This is a genomic window from Geitlerinema sp. PCC 7407, from assembly GCF_000317045.1.
In the GTDB taxonomy this organism is placed as follows: domain Bacteria; phylum Cyanobacteriota; class Cyanobacteriia; order PCC-7407; family PCC-7407; genus PCC-7407.
Genome location: NC_019703.1, coordinates 2820247 through 2845482 on the forward strand (window position 1 = coordinate 2820247; position 25236 = coordinate 2845482).

A 25236-nucleotide genomic window follows, 5' to 3' on the forward strand; every position below is an offset into this window, starting at 1 on the left:
CCTCACCACCGGGTGAACCGACCTTACGCTTTGGCCCTCGTGTGCTAGCCCCGCTTTTCCTGACCGTCACTGCTAGACTTGCGCTCTGCTAAAGTGCACCCAAGCCCAAAGAGACCCCTTGGCGATCGCCACCCCCTAGACAACGCCCAGCGCAAAAATTTTTACAGGGGTTTATCAAATTGTGTGTCTCTCCCCAGGCCTCCACTGGGAACCATAAAAAGGTCACTGTATCCTGTATGGATAAGAATTCCGCAATTATCCTGATATTTACTGAACCTTCAAGGCGATTCGGCTGAACTTTAGCAACTCTTCAACGAATTCCGAAGAATCGAGGATTAGTTCTTCTGACTGCGCAACCAATAATAGAAGCAAGGGTGCAACATCCTAGCGACAGACTATAAAAGCGAGTGACGCTGAATGAGCTACTGTGTAAATCCTGCTTGTCCTAACCCTGATAACCTTGTCAACACCGAAGTGTGTCAGGCTTGCGGTTCCAAGCTCTTGCTGCGCGATCGCTACCAAGTCATTCAAGGGCTAGGGCAAGGGGGATTTGGCGCTACCTTCCTCGCCAACGATCTCTCGCTCCCCGGGAATCCCTACTGCGTCATCAAGCAGCTTCGTCCCTCCTCTACAGCCCCCCATGTCCTCGACATGGCCCGGGATCTGTTTCGGCGCGAGGCCAAAACCCTCGGCAAGATCGGCAGCCATCCCCAGATTCCTCGCCTCCTCGACTACTTCGAGGCCGGTACCGAATTTTACCTGGTACAGGAGTACATCAGCGGCGCCACCCTCCAGCAAGAGGTCAAGCGCTCAGGCCCTTTCAGCGAAGCCGGGGTCAAGCAATTTCTCAGCGAAATCCTGCCGGTTCTCCACTTCATCCACAGCCAGCAGGTCATCCACCGCGACATCAAGCCCGCCAACTTGATCCGGCGCACCCAGGACAAAAAGCTCGTTCTGATCGACTTTGGGGCCGTCAAAGACCAGGTCAATCCGGCCGCCGCGAACGCCTCTGAGCAAACCGCTCTCACGTCCTATGCCATTGGGACACCGGGCTACGCGCCGCCCGAGCAGATGGCCATGCGTCCGGTCTACGCCAGCGACGTCTACGCCCTCGGGGTGACCTGTATTTATTTGCTGACCGCCAAGTCCCCCAAAGATCTGCACTACAACCCCTCCACCGGGGAAATGATGTGGCAGCAGCATGTGCATGTCAGCGAGCACTTTGCCGACGTGCTGACCAAAATGCTGGAGGTCTCGGTGCGCCATCGCTACCAGAGCGCCAACGACGTCCTGCGGGCCCTCGATCTTGAGCCCTACCTCGAGAGCCTCGCCAAGGGCCTCGTCTCTCAGCAGGGCGGCAGCCCAACCAATCGCGGCCAAAACGACGACGATCGCCTCGACTCCAGCGACCTCAGCGGGAACGGCATGCCCTCCTCTCCCTCTGCTCGGATGGCGATGGCGATTCGGGCCCGACGATTTTCTCGATCCACTGAGACCACGCGCTTCCAGTCGCGCACGAGCGGAGGTCGCCTCGCCTCGGGTGGCATCACCACCGTGCAGCCGCCCAAGCGACCCACGGGCGAAAAGGCAAAACCCATGCCTCGCCTGAGCGCCACGGACCTTCAGACCTATTACGGTAAGGGACGGCGCGACTTTGCGTCCCACGATCTGAGCGCGGCCAATTTGCAGCAGGTCAACCTCTCAGACGCCAGTTTTCATGACTCCAAGCTCAATAAGGTCAATTTTTGGGGCGCAACGCTGACTAATGTAGATTTTGGGCGGGCCAGCCTGAGCCAAGCCATTTTGCGGGATGCCAATTTGGGCCGAGCCTACCTGAGTCACGCCGATCTGCAAGGGGCCGACCTGCGGGGGGCCGATCTGAGCTATGCCCACTTGAGCAATGCCAATCTGCGGGGCGCGAACCTGTGCGGCGCCAACCTCACGGGGGCGAAGATTACTGACGAGCAGCTCGCCCTCGCCAAGACGAACTGGAGGACGGTGCGCCCCAGCGGTAAGCGGGAGATTTGGTAGGCGATCGCGGCGGTTCTGCTCCGGGCAGTTGTCAAAACCAGCAAGATTGCAGTACACCCGGAAGGAAGGGCTTTGAAGGGCCAACGACCAGTTCTATTGGGTGATGCCGATGCCTGCATATCCAGGAATTTCGAGTGACGCGTTTCGCCATCCTCTTGACCGAGAGGCCGAGCAGGCTCTCCGGAGCGTGCCCGGGTTTGACTTGGTGGCGCGCAAGTTTGTGGAGTTTATGTATGAGCGCCCCCAGACGGTGTATTTGATGGGCAATCATATCCAGGTAGGCCCCCGCCAGTACGCAACGCTGTATCACATCTTGCGGGAGTGCGTCCAAAGCCTGGATCTCTCGCCCGAGCCGACGCTGTTTGTTTGCCAAAACCCGGTGGTCAATAGCTACGCCCTGGGAGAAGAGCGCGCCTGTGTGGTGGTGAACTCGGGCTTGCTAGATCTGATGGATGAGGCAGAGCTGCGATCGGTGATTGCCCATGAGCTAGGCCACATCAAGTGTGGACACACAACGCTGATCCAGATGGCGATGTGGGTGATGAGCGCGATCGAGACGCTGGGCGATCTGACGATGGGCCTCGGGAATCTGGTGGGCAGCAGTCTGCTGTACGCGTTTTATGAGTGGCGGCGCAAGGCAGAGCTATCGGCAGATCGGGCGGCGCTGCTGGTGACGGATGACTTTCAGACGGTGACGCACTCGATGATGCGGCTGGCAGGCGGCAGTCAGCGCTACAGTCATGAGTGCAGCCTGGAGGAGTTTATTGCTCAGTCAGGGCGCTATCGAGAGCTCGATGCAGACGGCCTCAATCAGGTGTACAAGTTCTTGCTCTACAACGGAGGCATGCAGGGTGCCTTTTTGAGTCACCCCTTTCCGGTAGAGCGGGTACACTATCTACAGGAATGGGCCAATTCTGCGGAGTATCGGCAAATTCGGGCGGGTCATTACCGGCGATCGCCCACGCCAAACGCGGTTGATGTGTCACCTGCTCCTCCAACTTCAAATCGCTCTGAGGTTGAGGCTTTGCAGCGGCAAATTGAGGAGCTTCAGCAGGAAATCAATCGCATTCGGTCTCAGTCCTAAGAGGGGGTGCCCACTGCCTCGAGACGCTGAAGGACCGGCTGCATCCCAAAAGTGATTCGCTCATAGAGTTCTGCGATCGCTGCATTCTTGCAGCTCAGTAGCGCCTGAACGCCAACTTGGTTATCTTTTACGGCTGTAAGTTTGGGGTAACCAATGTTACCCTAACTGATCCAACCCTTCACTCAAGCGACCCGTGCCTCATGCCCTTGCTAATTTTAGTCGCTGAGGACGATCCAGGGACTCGCCTGTCGATTGAGCACTATTTAGAGTTATCTGGATACTCAGTTGTTGCTGCCGAAAATGGCAAAGAAGCCCTGGAACTGGTCTCCAGTTACCAACCTCATCTGATCGTGACGGATGTGGTTATGCCACAAATGGATGGCTACGAGTTTGTACGACGGGTGCGCCAACAGCCGCCGTTTCGCCTGCTGCCGGTAATTTTTTTGACGGCGCGATCGACAACGGAAGAGCGAATTTTGGGCTATCAACTGGGCTGTGATGCCTATTTGCCAAAGCCTTTTGACTTGCAGGAGTTGGGGGCGGTGGTGCGCAATCTTTTGGAGCGATCGCAGCTGATTCAGTCCGAGTGGCGCCTCCACGCACAGCCGCCCTACCAGGAAAATAGGGCGATCGACACCCTAGAAGAGTCTGATCTTTCACCCGTCAGCCTAACCGTCCGCGAGCAAGAGGTTTTGCGCTTACTGACGGACGGCCTCTCCAATATTCAGATCGGCGACAGTCTGCACCTGAGCCCCCGCACGGTGGAGAAATACGTCAGCAGCCTTTTGCGCAAGACATCGACCAATAACCGAGCGGAGCTTGTCCGCTTCGCGCTCCAGCATCACTTGGTGCAGTAGCGCCCGTTTGTGCCAATGGGTACAGACGGGCGATCGCTAGATTGCTCTGCTGCGCTCCGTCTGGCTCAAGCTCGGGGAAGAGGCTCGGGGGAAGTTTGCAGATGGGTCAACAGGCCTTCGCAGGCATCCGCGAGCAGATCCAGAACTTTGTTGAAGCCTTCGGGACCGCCATAGTAAGGATCAGGGACGGACCGAGCCTTGGAATGGGTACAAAAATCACACATCAAGCGCACTTTGTGCCGGTATTGACCTTGAGGATCGAGGCGCAGGATATCGTCGTAGTTGTCTTCGTCCATGGCCAAGATCCAGTCGAAGTGCTCGAAGTCGGAGCGCTGAAACTGACGGGCCGCTCCCTGCATAGGAATTCCGCGCTGGCGAGCTGCCAGGGTCATGCGGCGATCGGGGGGGTCGCCGATGTGGTAGCCCGATGTGCCAGCCGAATCACAGGTGATGCGATCGCTCAGGCCCTGGGCTTCGATCAGGTGATTCATTAAATTTTCGGCGGCGGGCGATCGGCAGATATTGCCAAGACAGACAAACAGCAGCTTGATCGGAGGAGTAGCGTTTGGGGAAGACATAGCAACCAGGACTGAAACAACCAGGCAAAGGGCGATCGCCCGCCACCCACTTCAGCAATTTTAGGGGAGGACCTCAAGAATCACGCGAGGCCCCGCAAAGAGGCGATCGCAGTTTCCGGGTCAGCCAAGATTCTGCGTGCAAACTTTATCGGATTCCCATGGCAGCCTACAATGGCTGTCGTCTGACTTCCGTTGGCAGATCCAGACTCGCTCAAACCCCCGTAGCCCCCAGCCGTTTCTGGGAAAGCGGTTTGAGCCCCTGGAATTTCCATTCAGTCGCGGTGTAGGCCCCGAAGACCTACACGGTGCGATCGCGCGAAATCCCGACCGAGCGACCTTTCTCTCAACCGCCGTCGCCACCCTGCGGGAGCTGCCCGGCCCTATTCCTAAAACTGTTCGAGGACACGTTTGAATGTTTAAGTCCAGCCGTCGGTTCTATCGCCAGAAACAGCGTCGCGTTTCGAGTCCCATGATTGCGCTTCTGGCTATTCCCCTGGCGCTCATCGTGCTGGAAGTGGCGATGCGAGCGATCGCCATCGTGACCAACCAACAAGCCGACATCGCCGCCTACGAAGGGGAAGCGCAAATCGTCACGGCCTACCGTCTCAAGTTTTTTGGCGCCGATCGCCAGCCCTACGACGGCTTCCCCAGTCGAGGTCGCCTCGTCGCCACCCGCAAATCCCTCCTCGGCTACGAGCTCGCCAGCAACCAGCAAACCAGCTTCTGGAAAATCAACGAACAAGGGTTTCGAGCCGACGCCCCCCTCCCGCTTGCCAAACCCAAAGGCGAATTTCGGATCTTTGTCCTCGGAGGCTCCACCGCCTTTGGCCAGCTCAGCTCCAATAACCGCACCACCTTTGCCAGCAAACTCGAGACCCTCCTCAACGACCGAGTCGCCCAGCAAAAGAGCAACCCCGAGCGGTTTCGGCCCGACGTCCTGCCCTATTTCAAAGAAGAAGTCGACAAAGTCCTCGCCCGTCCTGCGCGCATCCGAGACGGCAAATATCGCGTGATCAATGCCGCTGTTCCCGGCTATGCCTCCGGCAACGAGCTGACCCAGCTCATGCTGCAAGTGGCAGCCTACAAGCCCGACATGCTGATCGTCGTCGATGGCTACACCGATCTCACCTTGCCCAGCGACCAGATGGGCGCTGACATTCCCGGCACCGACGACCTGCTGGAGAACGCGCCCCACCACCTCTACCAGAACATCACCCAAGACATTAGTACCTGGGTACGGCAGCTTTACCTGATCAAAGGCACCCAGTACTGGCTCTTGAGACCCCAGCAGTCAGCCGCTCAAACCAACTTGGTTACCGGCGACCAGCAGTCCCTCGCAGAGCAGATCGTGTCAGCCGACGCCGAGGAGATGAAAAAGCGCTTCGATCGCTATCGCCAAAACGTTCAGCAAATGGCGAACTACGCCACAGCAGCCAAAATCCCCATCATTTTGGCCCTCCAGCCTGAAATTACTGGGCGCAAATCCAAGCTGCTAGCTCCCGAGCAGGCGATCTTGCAGCAGCTCGGCCCTACTTATCGCGATCGCATCACCCAGGGATACACCGCCCTTGAGCAGCAGGCCAAGCAAGTCCAGCAGGGCAAGCCCAACGTGCGCGTGCTCAACCTCTATGGCCTATATGCAGACTTTCCCGGTCAGGCCTTCCACGACACCATCCACCTGACCGACGAAGCCAATACCGTATTGGCCGACCAGCTATACACCTCGGTCACCAGCTTCTTGCAAATTCAGCCGAGGCCCTCGCTGGAGCCCTAGGGTCTCTGAAGTAGCTTCTTAGGCAAACGGCGCGATCGCCTTAAGCCAACAGCAGCCCAAATTGCTGTAGAATTTCCGCGGCGTGATCCCCATGCCCAATCCCCGGACTGCGCCGTCTCTCGCCTCCCTGAAAGAATCCCAGGACATCGATATGTTTCATTCTGTAACCTTGTCCGTTCAGTGATACTCTGAGAGATGGCGAAATTAGTCCTCAAGTACTCGAAAAAGCTGAATTTTTATAAGTAGGCGCGAGCATGGTCACCACCACAGAAAAGACAAACGTTGGTCGCATTACGCAGGTCATTGGCCCTGTCGTAGACGTTGAATTCCCCACCGGCAAGATGCCGCAGATCTACAACGCTCTCCGCGTTCAAGGCAAGAACGAAGCTGGCGAAGATGTCACCGTTACTTGCGAAGTGCAGCAGCTGCTGGGCGACAACCAAATCCGCGCCGTATCCATGAGCTCCACGGACGGCCTGATCCGTGGCATGGAGGTGGTAGACACCGGTGCTCCCATCAGCGTGCCGGTTGGCGTTGCCACCCTCGGACGGATCTTCAACGTTCTGGGCGAGCCCGTTGACAACCAAGGGCCTGTCAACACCCAAGAAACCTTCCCCATCCACCGTCCGGCTCCCAAGCTCACGGAACTTGAAACCAAGCCTTCCGTGTTTGAGACGGGGATCAAGGTGATCGACCTGCTGACCCCCTATCGTCGTGGTGGCAAAATTGGTCTGTTCGGCGGTGCAGGTGTCGGCAAGACCGTCATCATGATGGAACTCATCAACAACATCGCGACCAATCACGGTGGTGTATCCGTGTTCGGCGGCGTGGGTGAGCGGACTCGTGAAGGGAACGACCTTTACAACGAGATGATCGAGTCCGGCGTAATCGACAAGAACGACCTCAGCAAGTCCAAGATTGCCTTGGTCTACGGTCAGATGAACGAGCCCCCCGGAGCTCGGATGCGCGTCGGCCTGTCGGCTCTGACGATGGCTGAATACTTCCGGGATGTGAACAAGCAGGACGTGCTGCTGTTCATCGACAACATCTTCCGCTTCGTTCAAGCGGGTTCTGAGGTGTCTGCACTGCTGGGCCGGATGCCCTCTGCTGTGGGCTACCAGCCGACCCTCGGTACCGACGTGGGCGACCTGCAAGAGCGGATCACCTCCACCACCGAAGGCTCCATCACCTCCATTCAGGCGGTGTACGTGCCGGCGGATGACTTGACCGACCCCGCTCCTGCAACCACCTTTGCGCACCTTGACGGTACGACGGTGCTGTCCCGGAACCTGGCCGCCAAGGGTATTTACCCCGCTGTGGATCCCCTGGATTCCACCTCGACGATGCTGCAACCCGCGATCGTGGGTGATGAGCACTACGGCACCGCCCGGGCAGTGCAGGCGACCCTCCAGCGCTACAAAGAGCTGCAGGACATCATCGCGATTCTGGGTCTTGACGAGCTTTCTGAAGATGACCGTGTGACGGTGGCTCGGGCTCGGAAGATCGAGCGTTTCCTGTCTCAGCCCTTCTTTGTGGCAGAGGTCTTCACGGGCGCTCCTGGTAAGTATGTGAAGCTGGAGGACACCATCAAGGGCTTCCAGATGATCCTCAAGGGCGAACTAGACGATCTGCCTGAGCAGGCATTCTACCTGGTTGGCGACATCAACGAGGCGATCGCCAAGGCCGAGAAGATCAAGGCCGAAAACAAGTAAGCCCTTTTCATCGTCAGCAATCAGCCTCCCTAGCTGCTAGGTCGACGGCTGATTGCTGCTGGTCTTCATACGCTTTGAGGTCGACATACTATGCCACTAACCGTTCGTGTAATTTCGCCCGATCGCACCGTTTGGGATGGCCAAGCAGAAGAAGTGATTCTGCCGAGCACCACCGGTCAATTGGGAATTCTGCCTGGTCACGCGCCTCTGTTGTCCGCTCTGGACATCGGCGTGATGCGCGTCCGGGCCAATCGTGACTGGGCGACGATCGCCCTGATGGGCGGCTTCGCTGAAGTTGAAAGCAACGAAGTTACCATTCTCGTCAATGGCGCAGAGCGCGGCGAGTCCATCGATCGCGACGCTGCTAAGGCAGCCTACGACGAAGCCCTCAGCAAGGCCAACCAAGGCCAGAGCGCTTCGCGCCAAGAGCAGATCCAGAGCACCCAGGCCCTAAAGCGCGCTCGCGCTCGCTTCCAGGCGGCTGGCGGCATGGTGTCTGTCTAGACTCAGCTCTGGGCGATCGCTTGGAAAAGCATGACCGACGCTGCGCTTTGCGCAGTCAGCAAAAAGGGACAGGTCCATCGCGCCTGTCCCTTTTGAATTTTAGAAAGCCTGCGTGGGCCTGTGAGCCTTAGATTCCCCCTTAAGGGGGTGGTTTATGCTGGTGGGCGAAGCGGCGTAATGGGCAAAAACTCAGGCGCTCCCGGTGAAGGTGACTTCAGGGAATCGAGCTTGGGCTTCGGCCATCGGTCGATTCCGGCCTTCTTCTTGCCAGTAGTTGATGACTTCCGTTGCCTTGTTGAGCAGTTCAACACGCTCGTTGTCGGTGATCCAATGCTTGGCTTCTAGCTCAGTTTTGAGCTGTTCCCAGGCATCGTTACGAGGCCAGAAAAAGTAGGAAGTCAGCGGGCTAGTTCCCTTACCGACAATCTGATCCACTGCTAGCGCAACGTTTTCGTCGAGCCAGAGAACTTTCAAAATAAACCTGGACAAAGACACCTCCAGAATGACTTCGGGGTATAACTACAAACGGTACAGCGATCTATAATACCGCACTGCTCTGGCTCTACTCTAGGGGTCGCAGGTTTATTCTCAAATCATCCGGAAAAGTAGCGCCAAATCGGACGCTGATTTTTCGATGAATGGGGTCTAGAGCAGTGAATCAAGCTTCCTTTGAGGCGTCGTGAGGCCCCTGAGGGAGCATAGCTCAAAGTTTTGCAGTTGTTATCAGACTGGGACAAAGCTGTGTCTGCGATTGTTGTTTTTGATATTGATGGCGTTGTTCGAGATGTGAGCGGCTCCTACCGCCGGGCGCTGGCGGATACGGTGGAGCACTTTACGGCGGGCGGCTACCGGCCCTCTCCAGAGGACATTGACGCCCTCAAGGGCGAGGGAATCTGGAATAACGACTGGCACGCGTCCCAAGAGTTGGTGTATCGCTATTTTGAGGGCCAGGGCCAGACGCGATCGCAGCTTAATTTGGACTACGAAGGGCTGGTGGCTTTCTTCCAAGAGCGCTATCGGGGCACCGACCCGGTGAACTGGAATGGCTATATCTGCCAGGAGCCTTTGCTCATGAGCAAGGCTTATCTCGAAAGCTTGAGCGCTGCGGGCATCACCTGGGGATTTTTTAGCGGGGCGACGAAGGCTTCGGCAACCTATGTGCTGGAGCGGCGGATAGGGCTCAACCAGCCGGTTTTGGTGGCGATGGAGGACGCGCCGGGAAAACCGGATCCGACGGGCCTGTTTGCCGCGATCGCCGCCCTGGAAACGCCAGAGACTACTGGCCAGAGCGTGCTCTACGTCGGCGATACGGTGGCCGACATGTACACCATCACCAAGGCGCGCGCCCAGGCCCCAGAGCGCCCGTGGAAGGCCGTTGGGGTGCTGCCGCCCCACGTCCAGGCGGACGAGCAGCGGGCCCTAGCCTATGCCGATACGCTGCGGCAGGCGGGCGCGGACGTGTGTCTGGGGTCGGTTGAGAACCTCACGCCCGCGGTGATTCGGGATCTGATCGGCGCCTAGAGGGCCTCAGCGGATCGCCAAAAAGTTGTCGAGGGCCTCGACGGCGACGGGCGGCCAGCGGCGAATCTGCTGCACCCAGGTGAGGTCCTTGTAGCGGCGATCGAGGCCGACGGCCGCAAACCAGTTGCTCTCGGCTTCGCCCCGCTGGCCCGTTTGCCAGAGGGCAGCCGTGAGCGCCGCCCGCATGTCAGCAAACTGGGGATACTTGCGAATTAGGTTGCGCATTTGCCGGATGGCGGCCGGCAGATCCCCGTTCTGCCAGAGGGCGAGGGTGTAGTTGGCGCGGGCCGCCGCGTAGGCGGGGGCGAGATCCACGGCGTGCTGGTAGTCAGCGATCGCCGCTTGCCACTGGCGGGCACCCGCTTCGGCGTTGCCGCGATTGTTGTAGGCGACTGGGTCCTGGGGATTAAAGCTCAGGGCCTGGTTGTAGTCGGCGATCGCGGCGTCCCAGTCCTCCAAGCGCTCAAACACCACTCCCCGGTTGAGGTAGGGGTCGGGCAGGTCCGGTGCGAGGGTCACCGACTGGTTGTAGTCTTCTAGGGCGGCTTGCAGCTTATTTTGGCTCATCCGCGCATTGCCCCGGTTGCTCCAGGAAGCCGGATTCTCAGGGAACAGGGCGATCGCCTGGGTCCAAATGTCCTCCGCCAAGACAAAGTTGCCGTTCTGGGTGGCGGCGAGGGCCGCTTGATAAAGGGATTCGAGATCCGCCAGACTCTCTTCGGTCAGGGCCTCAGCACGGGGAAAATCCGAGATTTTCGACGCCGCTGCCGGGGGCAGCCAGCCTAGACAACAGACAAGGGTCAAAGCCGCGATCGCAATTTTCCAGCCGAGCCAGCGATAAACCCTTCTAACCATGGCGTTTTGAGTCATCTACCCGAAAAGATTGGATGAAAACTTCAATTTAACAGCGCTCCTTACCGAAAAACCGAAAGCTGATGATTCGGCGGATCGTAGCCCAGATGTCGCCAGGCCGCAGCGGTGGCCGTCCGGCCCCGAGGCGTCCGCTGAAGGTAGCCGATTTGCAGGAGGTAGGGCTCATAGACCTCTTCGATGGTCTGGGCGTCTTCGCCGGTGGCCGCCGCCAGAGTTTCCAGGCCCACCGGCCCGCCCCCAAAGTTCTCGACGATGGCGCTCAGGAGGCGGCGATCGGTCCAGTCGAGCCCGCAGGGGTCAACGTTAAAGAGCTCCAGCGCTTCAGCGGCGATCGCCGCGTCGACTTCGCCGAGGGCCTTGACGGCGGCATAGTCCCGCACTCGCTTGAGCAAGCGGTTGGCAATGCGCGGCGTCCCCCGAGCCCGCCGAGCGATTTCTTCGGCGCCCGCAGCCGTGATGGGCGTCGCCAGAATCTGAGCCGTCCGCATCACAATGGCGCTCAGCTCATCGAGCTCATAGAAGCGCAGCCGCTGCACCAGGCCAAAGCGATCGCGCAGAGGCGACGTCAAAGCGCCCACCCGCGTGGTAGCCCCCACCAGGGTAAAGTGCGGCAGCGGCAGGCTGCGGGTCCGGGCGCTTTGGCCTTTGCCGATGGTGATATCGATCCGGCAGTCCTCCATGGCCGGATAGAGAATCTCCTCGGTCACCCGCGGCAGTCGGTGAATCTCATCGATAAACAGCACGTCTCCCGGCTGCAGGTTGATCAGCAGGCCAACAATGTCGCGGGGCCGCTCTAGGGCAGGCGCGGTGGTGATCTTGCAGCTCACGCCCATCTCAGAGGCCAAAATCAGCGCCAGGGTCGTTTTCCCCAGACCCGGTGGACCGTAGAGCAGCAGGTGGTCGAGGGGCTCTTGGCGCGACTGGGCAGCCTGGATGGCAATGTGCAGGACATCTTTGAGGGCCTTTTGGCCGATGTAGTCTGCTAGGTGCTGGGGACGCAGCCCTTCTTCTTGCTTGCCGATCTCCTCCGGGCCAGACTCTGGCTGGAGCAAAGACGGGTCGGCCTCAGGGACAGGAGGCGCAGCCTCTCGGCGACGACGGGCCGGGGGTTGGGCTTCGGGCGCGGGCCCTTGGGAGGAAATAATGGCCATGAAGACACCGGACAGACAGCGGCAGACGGTTACAGCAGCAGGCGGTTTAGGGCGGGCGATCGCGCCTAAAATGCAAACATTCGGCTGGCAAAAAGCCCAGAAGGAACACCAGTATCATCATATTGAATGACTTCAATGATCGTCGTGATTCTAGGGTGAATTCGGTGCTGATAGCGTCTCCAGATATTTCTTTCGAAGGGGCGATCGCCCTGACTCAGGAGCTTTTGGCGGGTCTCGAAGCCGAGCAGTACATCGACGAGGCGACCCAGGCGACCATCGCGTCACTGGTCCAGAGCCCAAACGGTGCCCGTGGCTTCTTTGTGACCTACCTGACCGATGAGCGGCCCCTGGGCGATCGCCCCACGTCCGGCGTGCTGGCGGCCCTCCAGAGCGCACCCACCACGGTCGCGCCCCTCCTAACCAAAAACCTCGCCATGTCCACCGCCATGGCGATCGCTCACCGCCGCGCCGATCGCGAAAGTATGGCCTTGGGCTCCGATCGCGTGCGATCGCGCACAGCCCGTTTGATAGGATTGGTGAACCTGCCAAATCTGATACAGGAGCTAAAAGCCTTAGAAACGAGTATCCAGAGCGATTCTGGGCCGTACGTCGAGTTTCTAGAGCGCTGGGGTTACGATACAGAGCAGCGCCAAGCCATTCAGGCAGCCGTTCAAAAAGTTCTGGAGCCCTGAGGCGCTTTGTCGGAACAAGCACCCGAAAAATTCATTCAATCGATACACCGAACCACGGAACCATCGGCAAAACCGATACCAGCAGGGGAACACAAGAGGAAGCAACGTTGATCAAGTCGATCAAGTCAATGAAAGGAGCCGTCCAAAAAGCCAGCGGTGCGACCCGCTGGGCCTCATCTGCTGCTCCTCTGTGGGTGCTCAAGCGCGGTCTGCGCCTTTTTTTGTGGGCAACCCGCTGGATTCCGGTCAAAGCTGAGTGGCGCACCAAAGCGAGTTTGCTCAAGGCTCTGGTCCAGCGGGACCTAGAAGCGCGCTACAAGGGCTCGACCCTCGGGAATCTTTGGCCTTTGCTCAATCAACTGTCCCAGCTGCTGATCTACACCTACGTTTTCTCGGTGGTGCTGCGGGTCAAGCTGAGTCTCCAGGGCCTCCCGCCCAACAATCTCACCTTTGGGCTGTGGCTTTTTGCGGGGCTGCTGCCCTGGATTGCCTTTACCAGCGGCTTTACCCAGGCTTCTACGTCGGTGATTGGTCAGCCCAATTTGATTAAAAAGGTCGTCTTTCCTCTAGAGCTATTGCCTCTGGTGCCGGTGCTCTCAGCCTTTATCGAGAGCACTTTTGGTCTGATGGCTCTGATCACGCTGGTGGCGATCGCCTCTGACACGCTCCACCCGACGCTCTGCCTGCTGCCGCTGGTGTGGCTGCCCCAGCTCCTGCTGACGACAGGCCTGGGCTACCTGACCTCCAGCCTGACGGTCTTTTTGCGCGACATTCCCCAAACCATCGGCGTCCTGCTGAATTTGTGGTTCTACATGACGCCGATCGTATATCCCTCGTCGGTCATCCCAGAGGCGTTCCGCGAGTGGATCTTTTTGCTGAACCCGCTAGCGGCGATCGCCGAGCTCTACCGAGACCTGATCTTGGTCGGCCAGGTCGAGCACTGGAAAGAATGGCTGATGACCTACCTCATCTCGGGCGTGGTCTTTGGGGTTGGATACTGGTGCTATCGCAAGCTCCGCCCAGCCTTCGCCGATGTGCTCTAGCGGCTGATCGCGGCAGAGCGCTTGAGATACCCTTCACCGATCGCCAAGACCAGCAGCGTTCCCACAGTGTTCAGCGCGGCGCCTGCCGTCCCCAGCACCGCAACGGCGATCGCTGTGCAGGCCGTCGCCAGCAGATAGGTTGTCGCAACCTGGCGATGAGACCAGCCGGACTGCTGAAGCCGCTGGTATAGGTGGGTGCGATGGGCCTGGAAAATATTTTCGCCACGAACCAGCCGGCGCAGCAGGGTGAAAACAGCATCCCCGAGCAGGGGAAAAGTGACGGTGGCGGCCAAGATTAGGCGCTCGGGGCTCTCTGTCCCCGCCAACAGCGCGATCGCCACGCAGGCACCGAGCACAGTACTGCCCACGTCACCCATAAAAATCTTGGCGGGGGACCAATTCCAGTACAAAAATCCTAGAAGCGCGGCCACCATCAGCCACCAAAGCGGCTGATTCAAATACCAGGCGAAAAAGCCGAGCTGAAAGGCACAGACGCTGGCCACCAGGCCATCCAGGCCATCCATGAAGTTGTAGAAATTGATAAGCGCCGTCATGGCAACCACGCTGAGGGCGATCGCCAGACCCAGTTCCCAGCCCTCGAGAAACGCAAAGCTTTCCAAGCTCAGCACCACCACCATCGCAGCGCCCAACTGCACCCCATAGCGGCTCTTGGCTGGTAAGTTATAGCGATCGTCCAGTAAACCCGTCAGCGCCAAAGCGCCCAGACTCAAGGCGATCGCACCCAGACGGAGCCCGCTAGCCTCGATGGGCGGCTGCTGCCAAAGCTGGGAAATCACCCACGGCGCGATCGCCCCTGTCACCGCAAAAGCAATCACAAAGCCCAAACCGCCGCCCCGGGGCGTTGGTTGGGTATGGGAGCTGCGATCGTTCGGAATATCGAGCAGGAGCTGACCAAAGCGCCGCCGGATCTGAGCCACAACGCCCCAGCTAATCGCAAAACTAATCAGACTAAACGCAAGTAAATCCATCAGGATCGAAACGTTTTGATTAACCCTTCTTCGAGGGAGAAGGGGGGCTGCCAATCCAACGTAGTACGAATTTTGGCGCTGTCAACCACCAGGGAACCAGACAGGCGCTCTACAACATCTTGGTTGATCGGCAAAGTTCGGCCCGTAGCGCGCTGAAGCAAGCTCCCCGCCCGTCCTAGGAGCTGCAACACAGCCACAGGACAAGGAAAGAGGCGACAGGGATAGCCCGCTGATTGAGCAATTTTTTGAATAAGCTGTGGTGTCGAAACATCTTGGCCATCGCTCACCACAAAGGTTTGGTTTCGTGCCTCAGGATGCTCCAAGCAGCAAAGGATTGCATCTACCAGGTTCTCCACGTACACAAAGCTCCGAAGGTTTCGGATGGAACCCAGCGGCAGCGGCAACCCAAGACGCACTAGTTTCATCAGGCGCTCCATATTGCCCGGATTTCCTGGCCCATAAACCAGCGTCGGCCGCAAGATGGTGTAGGTCATGCCGCTAGCCTGAGCAATTGCTTTCAGCCCATCTTCGGCCCGCAGCTTGCTCCGTCCGTAGGGAGTATCGGGGCTACAAGGCGAGGTCTCATTGAGGGCGCGATCGCTCAAGGTGGCGATCGCACCTACAGAACTGACAAACACAAAGTGCTTCACCCCTGCTTGAGCACATTGGCGAGCCAAATTCAGCGTCCCCTCGACATTCACCCGACGAAACTCAGCCTCCGGGTCCGCTGCATCATCCCGCAGAATATGGGCTCTAGCCGCCAAATGAACAACTTCTGTGACGCCTTCTAAGGGCGATCGCCAATCAGTTTTCCCATCGATAGTCCCAACACACACTTCACTCACAATGGACGGCAAAGTCTCAGGTCTAGAGCGAAGAAAGACTTTAGTGAATTTCTGATCTTGGCTAAAGCGCTCCAAGAGGTGACGACCAACAAAACCATAAGCTCCTGTTACGAGAATCATGGTCTACTTAGCTTTGCTTTTCTGTACGAAAGCGATTGACAGTCTCTTGAAGAGCAGACTCCAACGTGAAAGCTAGGCGTTCTAAATCATGCTCACTTTCGACATAATTTCTTCCCTTATTTCCCATTTCATTACGAATCTCTTCCGGTAAAGAGATTAGAGTCCGAATAGAAGTAAGAAGTTCGCGAAAATCTCTTGACTTACAGGTAACTCCCACACCAACCATATCAACAATACTTTCTTCAAGAGGAGCAACCATTAATATGGGTTTAGCTGCCTGGAGATAGTCAAATAGTTTATTGGGACTAATACCATACTTAAATACAGGTATATTTGCCAATGCTAAAAGCAGAAAATCTGCATTCTTTAGCAGTTTAGGAACAAGCTGTTTAGCGATGGGTGAAATTACAAAGACAGAATCCTGATGGCCACCGTCCACAATCATCTTCTTTAGTTTTTCTTGCTCTGGACCAGAACCAACAAAAACGAAGGATATTTTATCGTAAGTTTCTTGATCTTTTGTCTTACAAAAATCCAGAAACTCAACCAAGAATGAAAGATCTTGAGCAACTCCTATTAAACCTGTGTAAAGAAACACAGCTTTGTCATTCTCTCGCAAGTCTTGGATAATTTTTTGAATTTGGATTAGCTTTTCATGCTCTGCTGAATCGTTCTTTTTTTCTTTATTATTTTCAGATAAAAATATTCCATTAGGAAGATAGACATTGACTTTATTACCTAGGCCGACTTCTTCTAGTCGCCTAGAAAAATTTGGCAAGACACTTATTATTGTATGTGATTGAGTATAGAGAAATTTTTCAACAAAAAGTAGTATTTTATGGACGAAACTCGATTCTTTTAGGGCCTTCAATTCAACTAGAACTGAGGGCCAAACATCTCTAATTTCTAAAACAAAAGGAACTCCATAGTATTTGGCCAAAATAAACCCTGATAAGCCAGATAATATTTGTGGAGAAGAGGCCCAAACAATATCTGGTTTACTGGGAAATTTAAGGCCTGCAAAAGTTGCACTCCAAAAATAGTGGATCATGCTCAATATTCTCTTTGAGTCATTCTTGTTATATTTAAGAGACTTTAGGCAAATAAAATTAACGCCATAGTGATCAACAAGCCTAGGTTCTTCTTCTATTTTATTTTCTTTTGTTAAATAGTTAAAATCAGACGAAACAATAGTTACTTCATTTCCCATCTTTACGAGTATACTTGCCAGATCTCCATGACGAGTAATTCCAACAGAGCCTCGTGGAAGAGCATATTGATTGATAACGACAATTCTCATTACTTTTAACAAATCTCTAAGAACTAAAACGCCTGAGTCAAAATATCAATTATTTTTTCAGCAGATTTTCCAGCTCCATAAAGTTTGTTAGCAAAAATGCTTGAATTTGCTAATTTAAGATGGCTTTCCGACGAGAGTATTTTTTGCTCATCAGCACCTACTAGGAAATTAGCTCCGCATTTCACTAACTCCAGCCACTCAGTTTCATCTCGCAGGGTAAGGCAGGGTTTTCGGAAGAAGTAAGCTTCCTTTTGCAAGCCTCCACTATCAGTTATGACTCCCAAACAGTGCTTCAGCAAATGAAGCATCTCAAAGTAACCTACGGGATCAATAGTATTAATTTGAGAGATGGATATATTGAATTCATTTAGAATTTTTCTAGTTCTTGGGTGAAGAGGAATAACAATTGATGTAGAAGCGGAAATTTGCTCCAATGCCTTAAAAATCGATCTTAGTCTTGCTAGGCTATTAGTATTTTCAGCTCGATGAACTGTTGCTAAGTAGAAATTTCCTTGATTTTCCTCTAAGATCTGCTGAGTTAGAGGCGTGCCTTCAGCTAGGTCTTGATAGAAAATAGCAGCATCATACATTACATCGCCAACATTTTCTAGCCAAGTTCCTTCAAAACTTTCAAATCCCTCATTTTGAAGATTTTGCACTGCTGTTTCTGTTGGGCAAAAGAGCCAGCGTGAAATTCGATCAGTTAATATACGGTTTATCTCTTCTGGCATTCGCATATTAAAAGACCGCAAGCCCGCTTCCACATGGGCTACAGGGATATGAAGCTTGGCCGCAGCTAAAGCACCGGCCAAAGTTGAATTTGTGTCACCATAAACCAATACAGCGTCTGGTTTCTCTTCAATCAGTACTTCTTCGATTCCTTGAAGCATACGGCCAGTCATCTGACCGTGGCCTCCGCCAGAAACACCAAGATGATGATCTGGTGTTGGAATTGCCATTTGCTCGAAAAAGACGTCAGACATACTGGCGTCATGATGCTGCCCTGTATGGACAATAACCTCATGAACCTGAGGTGCAAGGTTGCTCTGGTTATGATTTGCGATCGCTCTTGAAACTGTCGCCGCCTTGATAAACTGCGGTCTAGCACCAACTACTGTCACTAACTTCATTGCAGCAAATCCTGATAGAGCTTTTTCAGCTTGATCGCTTCTACATCCCAGTTGTACTTCTCTACAACTGCCTTATAACCATTCCTCCCCATCTCTTGCGCCTGCTCCGGATTATCCAAAATCCACTGCATCGCCTGAGCGATCTCTGAAGGATTTAAGGGGTCCACACAAATCCCACAGCTGCTTCCTTCTATAATCTCTTTCCACAAAGGAAAGTTAGAAGCAATTACAGGCAAACCCGCCGACATATACTCAAACATTTTGTTTGGCTGAGCATTCACATGGTTTGGCTCAGGGTGAAACAAAACCAAGCCAGCAACTGATCTAGACAAAAGTTCTGCCACCTGTGGTCGGTCCAAATGTCCCATAACTTTTACATTCTGCCATCCTGGCATTTGCTCAACTTTTTCCCTTAGGTTTGGACCTGCGAACTTACCTGCCACTAAGAGTTGAGCATCCACTGAGTCCATAGCCTGAACCATCTCTAGCAAGCCACGAATTGCCGTCACCCCTCCAACATAGGCAAAGGCAGGTTCTTTCTTGCTGCGTTTAGGCGACTCTAATTCGCCTAAAATTGGATAATTATTAACGTTTATCGAATTTTTATTGAGAGCCTCAAATCTTTTTTTAATGTTCGGAGTAGCAAGAACAAGAGCATCAAATTTTTTAGCTGCAATATCTTCTATTATCTCCGTTAATTGAGATACCAGCCAACGAGCTTGTGGAGATATCCAATATTTACTAAGAATCTGGCGAGGCACATCTTCATGAACATCATATACCACCTTCTTTCCTTGCATTTTTAGCAGCAAAGCAATTGGGACTAATTCAGGATCATGAAAGTGGTATATGCATCCTCTTTCTCGCCATCCAGCACGATAAACGTTCCAGGTCGTTTTTAGCATACGACCAAGTCGACCAGAGCATTTGGGGACTGCAACGACTTCAACTCCTCGGCTCATGAAACTTTCAGAATGAGGAACAACTAACGTGACAGGGTAGCCAACTTCGGCCAAAGAAGAACACTCTTTTAGAAAGATTCTCGTGTCGGAAGGTGGATGAACAGAAGTTAAGTGAACAATCTTGGGGAGTGCCATAGGGGATTTTTTATATCAACTTTTACATTTTGGTTTTTCTTTAGTCGCTCATCAAATTTGAGTCATTTTTCTGCACAAGCGCACTACAAGTAGATAGCTGAAGCTTTCTGGTGGGAAGACAAGCCATGACCATAAGAGTTAAAATAAGTCCGTGGGTCACCAAGCTTGTCAAGAGAGCAGAATTAATCAAACTAAAACCTGTAACGCTCAGCATAGTACTTGACACCCTCAGATCTATTGGCTTGGAAACACTATCAAATAACCAGATAAAAATTCCCAGCAAAACCGAAAACATTAGGATTCCGGAAAGGCCAAAGTTAGCAAAAGAATCTGCCCAAAAATTAGCATTTGCCGATGTAGAAGCATTATCAAAATACATCTCTCCTATTATAAAAGGTGGAGACTTGCTGTATGGGTACTCCACCAAGTCTTTCAATAAGCTATGGCCTAAAAAGGCTTTTGGATGAGTCGCAAAGAAATCCCAATAGAACCCTGTTAATAATCCAGGTGTAATTATTAATCTCCTTACGAGAAAAGACAGTGGGAGATGAAAGTTGAAAAACTTAGCCAAGAACACACATATCAAAATCAAGCTGGAAGCACCGGTTAATAGATAAGTTCCAAAATTATTAGATTTATATTTTGCTCCAATTCCCCAAAAAATACACAAAACAAGCAAAAAAGAAAGAGAGACGCTTTTAAGGCCAGTAACTGAGTAAATAAAGAGTTGCAGCACTAAGCCAACTAGAAGCCATATCCACTTTCGCTGAGACAAACCGTAAACCATCAAGAATGGATTAATAACGTTTCCTTGCCAGATTACAAGATATGGAACCATCCCAAAAGCAGATTTCAAGGAACTCTTATAGTTCGCTCGAACGTCATAAACATCCAAGAAATTAATCCACTTTAGAGAGAACCCAAACGTTTTAACCAATAGACATAGAAAGACTACAACCAAAATGGAAGCGACAAAGTAAAATACAGTCTTTGACACTCTGAGTCTAGGTTCCTGGAAATGTGGAATTTGTGAGAAGAAGCTTAGTATCCAGAAACCAGCTATTGTTACACAAGAGTAAACTATTAACTTAAAGGAAGACAGGCTAGTAGCATAAAATGGCACCGTCAAGCTAGGCAGAAGAACTAATAAGTATATAAACCATATGAGTACCTGAGAAGGTCTATCCACCTTCTTGGTTAAACCCAAAGACGGAATCAAAGCTAGTAAAAAGCTGGTGCAGTGTATGAAAGGAGATCTAGGATTTGCAATGTAGCCTAAATAGGTGTATCGGGGAGATATTAAAGTTAGATAAGACCAAATTACGAGTCCAAGATAGGTTAAGGTCAAAAATATTAAAAAAAAATTTTTTGAATTAACTTTTATTGGCTTAATTTTTACTGCTTCTAGACTTTTCATTTTTGATTAATTATCAAGATTCTATTATTCGAAAATTCTTGAAGGCTGATAAGCTCAAAAAGAAGAGACAAACATACAAAAATGTCATTGACAAGCTATATAGCATGATGCATGAATATGCATTTAAAGAAAGGCTGGAAGACACATAAAAAGCGAGAAGAACTGTGATTAGTCGGCAAGCATCCCAGCACATTTGCCAATCTTGTCTTTCGAGGATATTCAGCGTTTGGGAAAGAGGAGAAACTGTAAACTGAGCAACAAACATTGGAAATAGGGCTTGCATATACTGCCCAGCTTCCTGCCAACCTTTACCAAAAATCATTTCAAACACAGACGGTCCGGCAAAAGCAATTAAAGATAGAGGTAGAACACTAATAATAAAAAGCTTTTTAGCGGTTTTCAGGAACATTTCTTTTAAATTTGATGTACCCTTTTCAGACTTCAGGATCTGAGATGCCTCGCTAAAGTAGACTTGACTAACTGCAGTTCCCAGCAAGATCAAGGGTAGAGCAATAATTCTTTGCCCCAAGCTAAACCACCCAAGTACTGTCGCTCCATAAAACCAAGAAATTAAAAAAGCAGGTACTTGCAAGCCTGCATTATTCATCAATCCAGACACTGATGAATAAATAGGAAACCGCCAGTATTTCTTCGCCACTATCCACATCTTCGACAGAGAAGGCGGTTCCAGTGAGATGCCTGCGCTTTTTTGAAAAGCAGCCAAAACTTTCTGGCTGCCAGCAGTTCGCCCAAAAGAATCGCCTAACAGTAACCCAAAAGGGCCAGGGTAAAAAAAGCCAACAGTAATCTGGATAAAAATTTGAGTCAACCCTTGCCGTACCTTGGTAGAGGCAAGAAGCTTGAACTCGCTATAGCGCAATGCCCAGTAGTTCAAAACTTGATAGGTTCCTGCTCCAAATAAACTCAAAGGCAAAAGCCATAGAAATTTTTTTAGCCCCGGCACTCCTAAAGCTTCAGAAATAAAACCACTCGACAAGAAAACAGCAACAATTACAGAGCCTGTAACCAAAAACAAGCACAAAAATGAAACATAAATAAGATGGATGCTATCTGTTTCTGACTTTGGCAGAGGGATAGCCAGCTGATATCGAAGAGATGCAATCACTAGTAAAAGTGATGCAAGTGACGTATAAACGGTGAGAATTCCAAAGTCCTCAGGTGTATAGAGCCGAGTCAATACTGGAGCGCATAAAACTGCCAACCCCTGGACTAGAGTAGTGCTACCAACCAGAAGCGCAGTGTTCTTTAAAAAACGTCCGTTAAATTTTTCGCGCATAAAGAACGAAAATTTCGCCAGCAGTCACTTAGTTCACATGGCTGGACAAGGCTATGAGAGCCTGTATGCTCTCATTTTCTATCTATGGTTGTAATAACACATAGTGTTATCTGACAGCAGGGCTATGAATTTAGTACAGTTGAGACTGTATTAGCAATATCTTGTTGAATTTCTAGATTCAACTCAGGCCAAATAGGCAAGCTCAGCACCTCTTGTGAGAGTGCGCTGCTTACGAGGGTCGCGACAACATCATGAACATACACAGGTAGTTCATTTTGAGGAACCGGATAGTAAACCATCGTGTTCACGCCCTGGGCTGCAAGGGATGCTTGAATAGCATCTCGCGATCGCCCTTGGATACGGATCGTGTATTGATGGAAGACGTGGCCTGGGATTGCCTCTGGCGTGATCACTCCGGGTATGTCTTGCAAAAGCTCGTTGTAGTTTTTCGCAACGTTGTAGCGCTGCTGGTTCCACTGATCAATGTAGGGAAGCTTGACCCGCAAAATAGCAGCTTGGATAGTGTCCAAGCGGGAGTTATAGCCAATTACTTCATTGTGGTACTTCTTTTTCGCACCATGCACTCGCAGCATCCGGGCTTGTTCGGCGAGGGCATCATCATTCGTCGCGACAAGGCCTCCGTCTCCATAAGCCCCTAAGTTCTTACTGGGAAAGAAGCTGTAGGCCCCCATGTCACCGATTGTTCCGGTCTGTTTGCCTTGCAGCGAAGCACCGTCACATTGGCCATCACAGGTCGGACAAGCGGCTGAGTACCTTGCACCAAAGCTTTGAGCGCAATCCTCAACCACCTTCAGATTGTGTTTCCGGGCAATTGTCATAATCTTGCCCATCTCTGCAGGTCGGCCGTAGAGATGCACTGGCAAAATTGCTTTCGTCTTGTCAGTGATGTGGCTTTCGATCAGATTGGGGTTGATATTGAAGGTGCGGTCGTCAATATCAACAAAGACTGGAGTCGCTCCCACACTGCTGATAGATTCTGCCGTGGCGAAGAAAGAGAAAGGCGTCGTGATTACTTCATCGCCTTCCCCAATCCCTAGCGATCGCAAACTGATTACCAGCGCATCCGTTCCGCTGTTGACCGCGATCGCGTGCTTGACACCTAGATAGTCAGCCACTTCCTGCTCAAACAGCTTCACATCTGGTCCCATAATGAACTGACCAGACTCCAAAACTCGATCGATCGCGGCATGGATATCAGCCTTTAAAAGTTCATACTGAGGCTTGAGATCTAATACAGGAATTTTCATGAGGCACAAAAGAGCTTAGTTAGAATTTGATGCTGTGTAGTGTAGCTTCTTTAAAGCTCGGATCCATTGAACAGTAGATTGATGTTGAGCTCTCCAAATACTTTGATTTTCTCTCGTTTTCTGCAAGCTATATTCAATATTTTTCTGCGTTAATGGCGAGCTAGGACGGTCTAGCCAGGAGACAGCTTCAGAGTCATTTAATATAACATTCAAAATTTTATCACCAACAGAGCGACGATAATGATGGCTGTCCCAATAATTGAGCATTTGATCACTGATTTCTTCAGAAGTTGTGGGAGTATATCCAGAAAAATCCCACACAGGGGAAATTTTCACTAATCGCCGTTTCCACTGTTCAAACTCTGTCCAGAGACCTGCCGCAGATATAGCCTCCAAGTCTGCAACATGGGTAGGAGAAATAAACAACTTTAACTGAATGTCGTTTTTTTGGCATATTTCGACAAGCTGCTTAAGATTTTCTAGTTTCTCCTCAGAAATTTGATAATCTCCCAGGATTTCAGGTGACTTAAAGTGACTAGAAATCGAGTGTTCAAACGCTTTCAGGCGATATCCAGAACCTTTAGGTTGCTCTAATTCTTCACGATATTTCCCAAAGCCATTTTCATAAAATGGCTGAATACTAGGATTTAATTTATTGCGTTTTAAGGTTTCCTGACTGTCTCTCAAAACCGATAGAGAAAGACTAGTGATCAGATAATCTTTAGATAAAAAAAGAGGTCTTGCAAGGCGGTCTTCACGAAAGTCAGGACGATTTTCAATATTCTTGTTGAACGAGAAAAAGTCTAGGCCAACAATAACAATCTTTAGTTTAGACTGATAGTATAAAGCATGCTGAAGATATCGCAGTTGCTCATACATATTCGCGCTGCTCAAACCAGCATTATAAACCGGCTGATAATTTGCCAGTGCTGGATGATCAGGCGAAAGGCTATACAAAACCCTAGAAGATCCCAAAATCAGGCCGACGGGTTTCTGGTGGGCAATGTCAAAGGCTTTAAATAGGCGTTGATGAAGAGTCTGCTTAGGCTTTGACCAATTCCAACCCCAGATCCTTTGGGAGAACCAGATGCCGTAGGGATCAACAGCAATATTGGCACTAGAAATACTCAATAAGCAAACAGCAACACCCGCGCAGTAGAACCAGTAGTATTGTTTAAGCTTTCTATGCAGTCTATTTTTCAAAGAAAATTTTGGCGCATTGCCTGAAAGACTTTGCAAAAGCAAAAACACATCGACTCTCCACGCATTTTTTTCTTCATCCATACTGCTCCAGGTATTGGTTTAATGCTGTGCTCAAAGTTTTCTCAATCTCATAAGACATTCGCTTTCTAGGATTGCCAACTGCAATATCTTTGTAAGAATTAACAGGGTTTTCCAGGAGTTCATCAAAACGGCTACAAATATCTATTTCATTTTCGTAATGTCTTCTAGCAAGAGTTTCTAAACTATCAGATTGAAAAGCATTTGTTGGCAAGATTGCAATAATCTCACCAGCATCTACAGCTTCATCAACAAAATGCAGTGTAATTCCAAGAGGTTTCATGTCCAAAATTGCCCATTTAAAAGCATCTAGCCCCCGGCAAGCTGGAATAATACCAGGATGACAATTGATTACTTTCTTGCCGGCGATACACTCTGGAGAAAGAATTCCAGCCCCTAAGACAAGATAAACATCACAGGAGTTATCAATATCTTTGTCGGAATTACAACGAAAATATGGAATATTAAATTTTTGAGCCAGAACTTCTGGGGGAATCGATATCGTTTGATCAGGTCGATGCTGAACTAAAACTTCACGAGGTTTTCGAGGAGTAAAAGGCAGGGCATACATTTTGTAGTTGTACTGCTTTTCAACAATTCTTAGAAGAATTTGCTCTGTTTTGAGATGGGGATAGTCGTACGTAATCAAACCAACTGTTTGGAGGGACATAT

24 protein-coding genes are annotated in these 25236 nt (G+C 51.8%); 10 read left to right on the forward strand and 14 right to left on the reverse strand.

What is annotated here, in order from left to right:
- The first annotated feature begins 417 nt into the window (after positions 1 to 417).
- The 3 genes from GEI7407_RS11425 (at position 418) to GEI7407_RS11435 (ending at position 3972) form a co-directional block, all read left to right on the forward strand.
- The gene (locus GEI7407_RS11425) at positions 418 to 2031 is read left to right on the forward strand and encodes a serine/threonine-protein kinase (RefSeq protein WP_015172332.1); all 1614 of its coding nucleotides are present in this window, start codon (positions 418 to 420) and stop codon (positions 2029 to 2031) included.
- Between the two features lie 109 nt (positions 2032 to 2140).
- Positions 2141 to 3115: a M48 family metallopeptidase gene (locus GEI7407_RS11430; protein ID WP_015172333.1), complete on the forward strand. Its 975-nt coding sequence runs from the start codon at positions 2141 to 2143 to the stop codon at positions 3113 to 3115.
- Positions 3116 to 3315: 200 nt separating this feature from the next.
- Positions 3316 to 3972: a response regulator transcription factor gene (locus tag GEI7407_RS11435; RefSeq protein WP_015172334.1), complete on the forward strand. Its 657-nt coding sequence runs from the start codon at positions 3316 to 3318 to the stop codon at positions 3970 to 3972.
- 65 nt (positions 3973 to 4037) lie between these two features.
- Here the strand turns inward: GEI7407_RS11435 and GEI7407_RS11440 are convergent, their stop codons facing one another.
- A complete protein-coding gene (locus tag GEI7407_RS11440; RefSeq protein ID WP_015172335.1) occupies positions 4038 to 4550 on the reverse strand; it encodes a low molecular weight protein-tyrosine-phosphatase in 513 nt (170 codons plus the stop codon).
- A 412-nt stretch (positions 4551 to 4962) separates the two neighbouring features.
- Here GEI7407_RS11440 and GEI7407_RS11445 point away from each other — a divergent pair, with 412 nt between their 5' ends.
- From GEI7407_RS11445 to atpC, 3 genes are all read left to right on the forward strand, one after another.
- Entirely contained in the window at positions 4963 to 6324 is a 1362-nt protein-coding gene (locus tag GEI7407_RS11445; protein WP_015172336.1) for a lipase, read from the forward strand.
- 254 nt (positions 6325 to 6578) lie between these two features.
- Complete coding sequence (gene atpD, locus GEI7407_RS11450) at positions 6579 to 8036, forward strand: F0F1 ATP synthase subunit beta (protein ID WP_015172337.1); 1458 nt, start codon at positions 6579 to 6581, stop codon at positions 8034 to 8036.
- Positions 8037 to 8126: 90 nt separating this feature from the next.
- Positions 8127 to 8540, forward strand: a complete 414-nt coding sequence (gene atpC / locus GEI7407_RS11455; protein WP_015172338.1) for an ATP synthase F1 subunit epsilon — start codon at positions 8127 to 8129, stop codon at positions 8538 to 8540.
- 189 nt (positions 8541 to 8729) lie between these two features.
- Here the strand turns inward: atpC and GEI7407_RS11460 are convergent, their stop codons facing one another.
- Positions 8730 to 9029, reverse strand: a complete 300-nt coding sequence (locus GEI7407_RS11460; RefSeq protein ID WP_015172339.1) for a 30S ribosomal protein PSRP-3 — start codon at positions 9027 to 9029, stop codon at positions 8730 to 8732.
- 252 nt (positions 9030 to 9281) lie between these two features.
- Between GEI7407_RS11460 and GEI7407_RS11465 the strand changes: the two genes are divergently transcribed.
- On the forward strand, positions 9282 to 10061 hold the full coding sequence (locus GEI7407_RS11465) for a TIGR01548 family HAD-type hydrolase (RefSeq protein ID WP_015172340.1): 780 nt from the start codon (positions 9282 to 9284) through the stop codon (positions 10059 to 10061).
- 6 nt (positions 10062 to 10067) lie between these two features.
- Here GEI7407_RS11465 and GEI7407_RS11470 read toward each other — a convergent pair whose 3' ends face one another.
- Both GEI7407_RS11470 and ruvB read right to left on the reverse strand, forming a co-directional pair.
- Positions 10068 to 10916, reverse strand: a complete 849-nt coding sequence (locus GEI7407_RS11470) for a tetratricopeptide repeat protein (RefSeq protein ID WP_051030756.1) — start codon at positions 10914 to 10916, stop codon at positions 10068 to 10070.
- A gap of 59 nt (positions 10917 to 10975) precedes the next feature.
- Positions 10976 to 12085 carry a Holliday junction branch migration DNA helicase RuvB gene (gene ruvB / locus GEI7407_RS11475; RefSeq protein WP_015172342.1) on the reverse strand — a complete coding sequence of 370 codons (1110 nt, stop codon included), beginning with the start codon at positions 12083 to 12085 and terminating at the stop codon, positions 10976 to 10978.
- Here ruvB and GEI7407_RS21810 point away from each other — a divergent pair.
- From GEI7407_RS21810 to GEI7407_RS11485, 3 genes are all read left to right on the forward strand, one after another.
- Positions 12084 to 12215 carry a hypothetical protein gene (locus GEI7407_RS21810; protein ID WP_255347571.1) on the forward strand — a complete coding sequence of 44 codons (132 nt, stop codon included), beginning with the start codon at positions 12084 to 12086 and terminating at the stop codon, positions 12213 to 12215. The genes ruvB and GEI7407_RS21810 overlap by 2 nt on opposite strands.
- A 34-nt stretch (positions 12216 to 12249) precedes the next feature.
- The gene (locus tag GEI7407_RS11480) at positions 12250 to 12777 is read left to right on the forward strand and encodes a hypothetical protein (protein WP_015172343.1); all 528 of its coding nucleotides are present in this window, start codon (positions 12250 to 12252) and stop codon (positions 12775 to 12777) included.
- Positions 12778 to 12905: 128 nt separating this feature from the next.
- Positions 12906 to 13820 (forward strand): ABC transporter permease, encoded by a 915-nt coding sequence (locus GEI7407_RS11485; protein WP_015172344.1) that lies wholly within the window; start codon positions 12906 to 12908, stop codon positions 13818 to 13820.
- Here the strand turns inward: GEI7407_RS11485 and GEI7407_RS11490 are convergent.
- The 10 genes from GEI7407_RS11490 to GEI7407_RS20260 form a co-directional block, all read right to left on the reverse strand.
- Positions 13817 to 14809 (reverse strand): glycosyltransferase family 4 protein, encoded by a 993-nt coding sequence (locus tag GEI7407_RS11490; protein ID WP_015172345.1) that lies wholly within the window; start codon positions 14807 to 14809, stop codon positions 13817 to 13819. The genes GEI7407_RS11485 and GEI7407_RS11490 overlap by 4 nt on opposite strands.
- Positions 14809 to 15774: an NAD-dependent epimerase/dehydratase family protein gene (locus tag GEI7407_RS11495; RefSeq protein WP_015172346.1), complete on the reverse strand. Its 966-nt coding sequence runs from the start codon at positions 15772 to 15774 to the stop codon at positions 14809 to 14811. Before GEI7407_RS11495 ends, GEI7407_RS11490 begins: the two co-directional genes overlap by 1 nt.
- Before the next feature lie 7 nt (positions 15775 to 15781).
- Positions 15782 to 17074, reverse strand: a complete 1293-nt coding sequence (locus tag GEI7407_RS11500) for a glycosyltransferase family 4 protein (protein ID WP_015172347.1) — start codon at positions 17072 to 17074, stop codon at positions 15782 to 15784.
- 23 nt (positions 17075 to 17097) lie between these two features.
- Positions 17098 to 18204, reverse strand: coding sequence for a non-hydrolyzing UDP-N-acetylglucosamine 2-epimerase (wecB, locus tag GEI7407_RS11505; RefSeq protein ID WP_015172348.1), 1107 nt, complete (start codon positions 18202 to 18204; stop codon positions 17098 to 17100).
- Positions 18201 to 19301, reverse strand: coding sequence for a glycosyltransferase family 4 protein (locus tag GEI7407_RS11510; RefSeq protein ID WP_015172349.1), 1101 nt, complete (start codon positions 19299 to 19301; stop codon positions 18201 to 18203). The genes wecB and GEI7407_RS11510 overlap by 4 nt, the downstream gene beginning before the upstream one ends.
- Positions 19302 to 19341: 40 nt before the next feature.
- Positions 19342 to 20157 carry a hypothetical protein gene (locus GEI7407_RS21090; RefSeq protein ID WP_150109782.1) on the reverse strand — a complete coding sequence of 272 codons (816 nt, stop codon included), beginning with the start codon at positions 20155 to 20157 and terminating at the stop codon, positions 19342 to 19344.
- Between the two features lie 574 nt (positions 20158 to 20731).
- A complete protein-coding gene (locus GEI7407_RS11520) occupies positions 20732 to 22015 on the reverse strand; it encodes a lipopolysaccharide biosynthesis protein (protein ID WP_015172351.1) in 1284 nt (427 codons plus the stop codon).
- 122 nt (positions 22016 to 22137) lie between these two features.
- Positions 22138 to 23283 carry a DegT/DnrJ/EryC1/StrS aminotransferase family protein gene (locus GEI7407_RS11525; RefSeq protein ID WP_015172352.1) on the reverse strand — a complete coding sequence of 382 codons (1146 nt, stop codon included), beginning with the start codon at positions 23281 to 23283 and terminating at the stop codon, positions 22138 to 22140.
- A gap of 15 nt (positions 23284 to 23298) precedes the next feature.
- Positions 23299 to 24567, reverse strand: a complete 1269-nt coding sequence (locus GEI7407_RS20255) for a hypothetical protein (protein ID WP_015172353.1) — start codon at positions 24565 to 24567, stop codon at positions 23299 to 23301.
- On the reverse strand, positions 24560 to 25234 hold the full coding sequence (locus GEI7407_RS20260) for a formyltransferase family protein (protein ID WP_015172354.1): 675 nt from the start codon (positions 25232 to 25234) through the stop codon (positions 24560 to 24562). The genes GEI7407_RS20255 and GEI7407_RS20260 overlap by 8 nt, the downstream gene beginning before the upstream one ends.
- Between the last annotated feature and the right edge of the window lie 2 nt (positions 25235 to 25236).

Bases quoted from the DNA above. Each gene is read 5' to 3' on its own strand.
- GEI7407_RS11425 (WP_015172332.1), top strand. From the start codon at position 418: ATGAGCTACTGTGTAAATCCTGCTTGTCCTAACCCTGATAACCTTGTC.
- GEI7407_RS11430 (WP_015172333.1), top strand. From the start codon at position 2,141: ATGCCTGCATATCCAGGAATTTCGAGTGACGCGTTTCGCCATCCTCTT.
- GEI7407_RS11435 (WP_015172334.1), top strand. From the start codon at position 3,316: ATGCCCTTGCTAATTTTAGTCGCTGAGGACGATCCAGGGACTCGCCTG.
- GEI7407_RS11440 (WP_015172335.1), bottom strand. From the start codon at position 4,550: ATGTCTTCCCCAAACGCTACTCCTCCGATCAAGCTGCTGTTTGTCTGT.
- GEI7407_RS11445 (WP_015172336.1), top strand. From the start codon at position 4,963: ATGTTTAAGTCCAGCCGTCGGTTCTATCGCCAGAAACAGCGTCGCGTT.
- atpD (WP_015172337.1), top strand. From the start codon at position 6,579: ATGGTCACCACCACAGAAAAGACAAACGTTGGTCGCATTACGCAGGTC.
- atpC (WP_015172338.1), top strand. From the start codon at position 8,127: ATGCCACTAACCGTTCGTGTAATTTCGCCCGATCGCACCGTTTGGGAT.
- GEI7407_RS11470 (WP_051030756.1), bottom strand. From the start codon at position 10,916: ATGGTTAGAAGGGTTTATCGCTGGCTCGGCTGGAAAATTGCGATCGCG.
- GEI7407_RS21810 (WP_255347571.1), top strand. From the start codon at position 12,084: ATGAAGACACCGGACAGACAGCGGCAGACGGTTACAGCAGCAGGCGGT.
- ruvB (WP_015172342.1), bottom strand. From the start codon at position 12,085: ATGGCCATTATTTCCTCCCAAGGGCCCGCGCCCGAAGCCCAACCCCCG.
- GEI7407_RS11485 (WP_015172344.1), top strand. From the start codon at position 12,906: ATGAAAGGAGCCGTCCAAAAAGCCAGCGGTGCGACCCGCTGGGCCTCA.
- GEI7407_RS11490 (WP_015172345.1), bottom strand. From the start codon at position 14,809: ATGGATTTACTTGCGTTTAGTCTGATTAGTTTTGCGATTAGCTGGGGC.
- GEI7407_RS11495 (WP_015172346.1), bottom strand. From the start codon at position 15,774: ATGATTCTCGTAACAGGAGCTTATGGTTTTGTTGGTCGTCACCTCTTG.
- GEI7407_RS11500 (WP_015172347.1), bottom strand. From the start codon at position 17,074: ATGAGAATTGTCGTTATCAATCAATATGCTCTTCCACGAGGCTCTGTT.
- wecB (WP_015172348.1), bottom strand. From the start codon at position 18,204: ATGAAGTTAGTGACAGTAGTTGGTGCTAGACCGCAGTTTATCAAGGCG.
- GEI7407_RS11510 (WP_015172349.1), bottom strand. From the start codon at position 19,301: ATGGCACTCCCCAAGATTGTTCACTTAACTTCTGTTCATCCACCTTCC.
- GEI7407_RS11520 (WP_015172351.1), bottom strand. From the start codon at position 22,015: ATGCGCGAAAAATTTAACGGACGTTTTTTAAAGAACACTGCGCTTCTG.
- GEI7407_RS11525 (WP_015172352.1), bottom strand. From the start codon at position 23,283: ATGAAAATTCCTGTATTAGATCTCAAGCCTCAGTATGAACTTTTAAAG.
- GEI7407_RS20255 (WP_015172353.1), bottom strand. From the start codon at position 24,567: ATGGATGAAGAAAAAAATGCGTGGAGAGTCGATGTGTTTTTGCTTTTG.
- GEI7407_RS20260 (WP_015172354.1), bottom strand. From the start codon at position 25,234: ATGTCCCTCCAAACAGTTGGTTTGATTACGTACGACTATCCCCATCTC.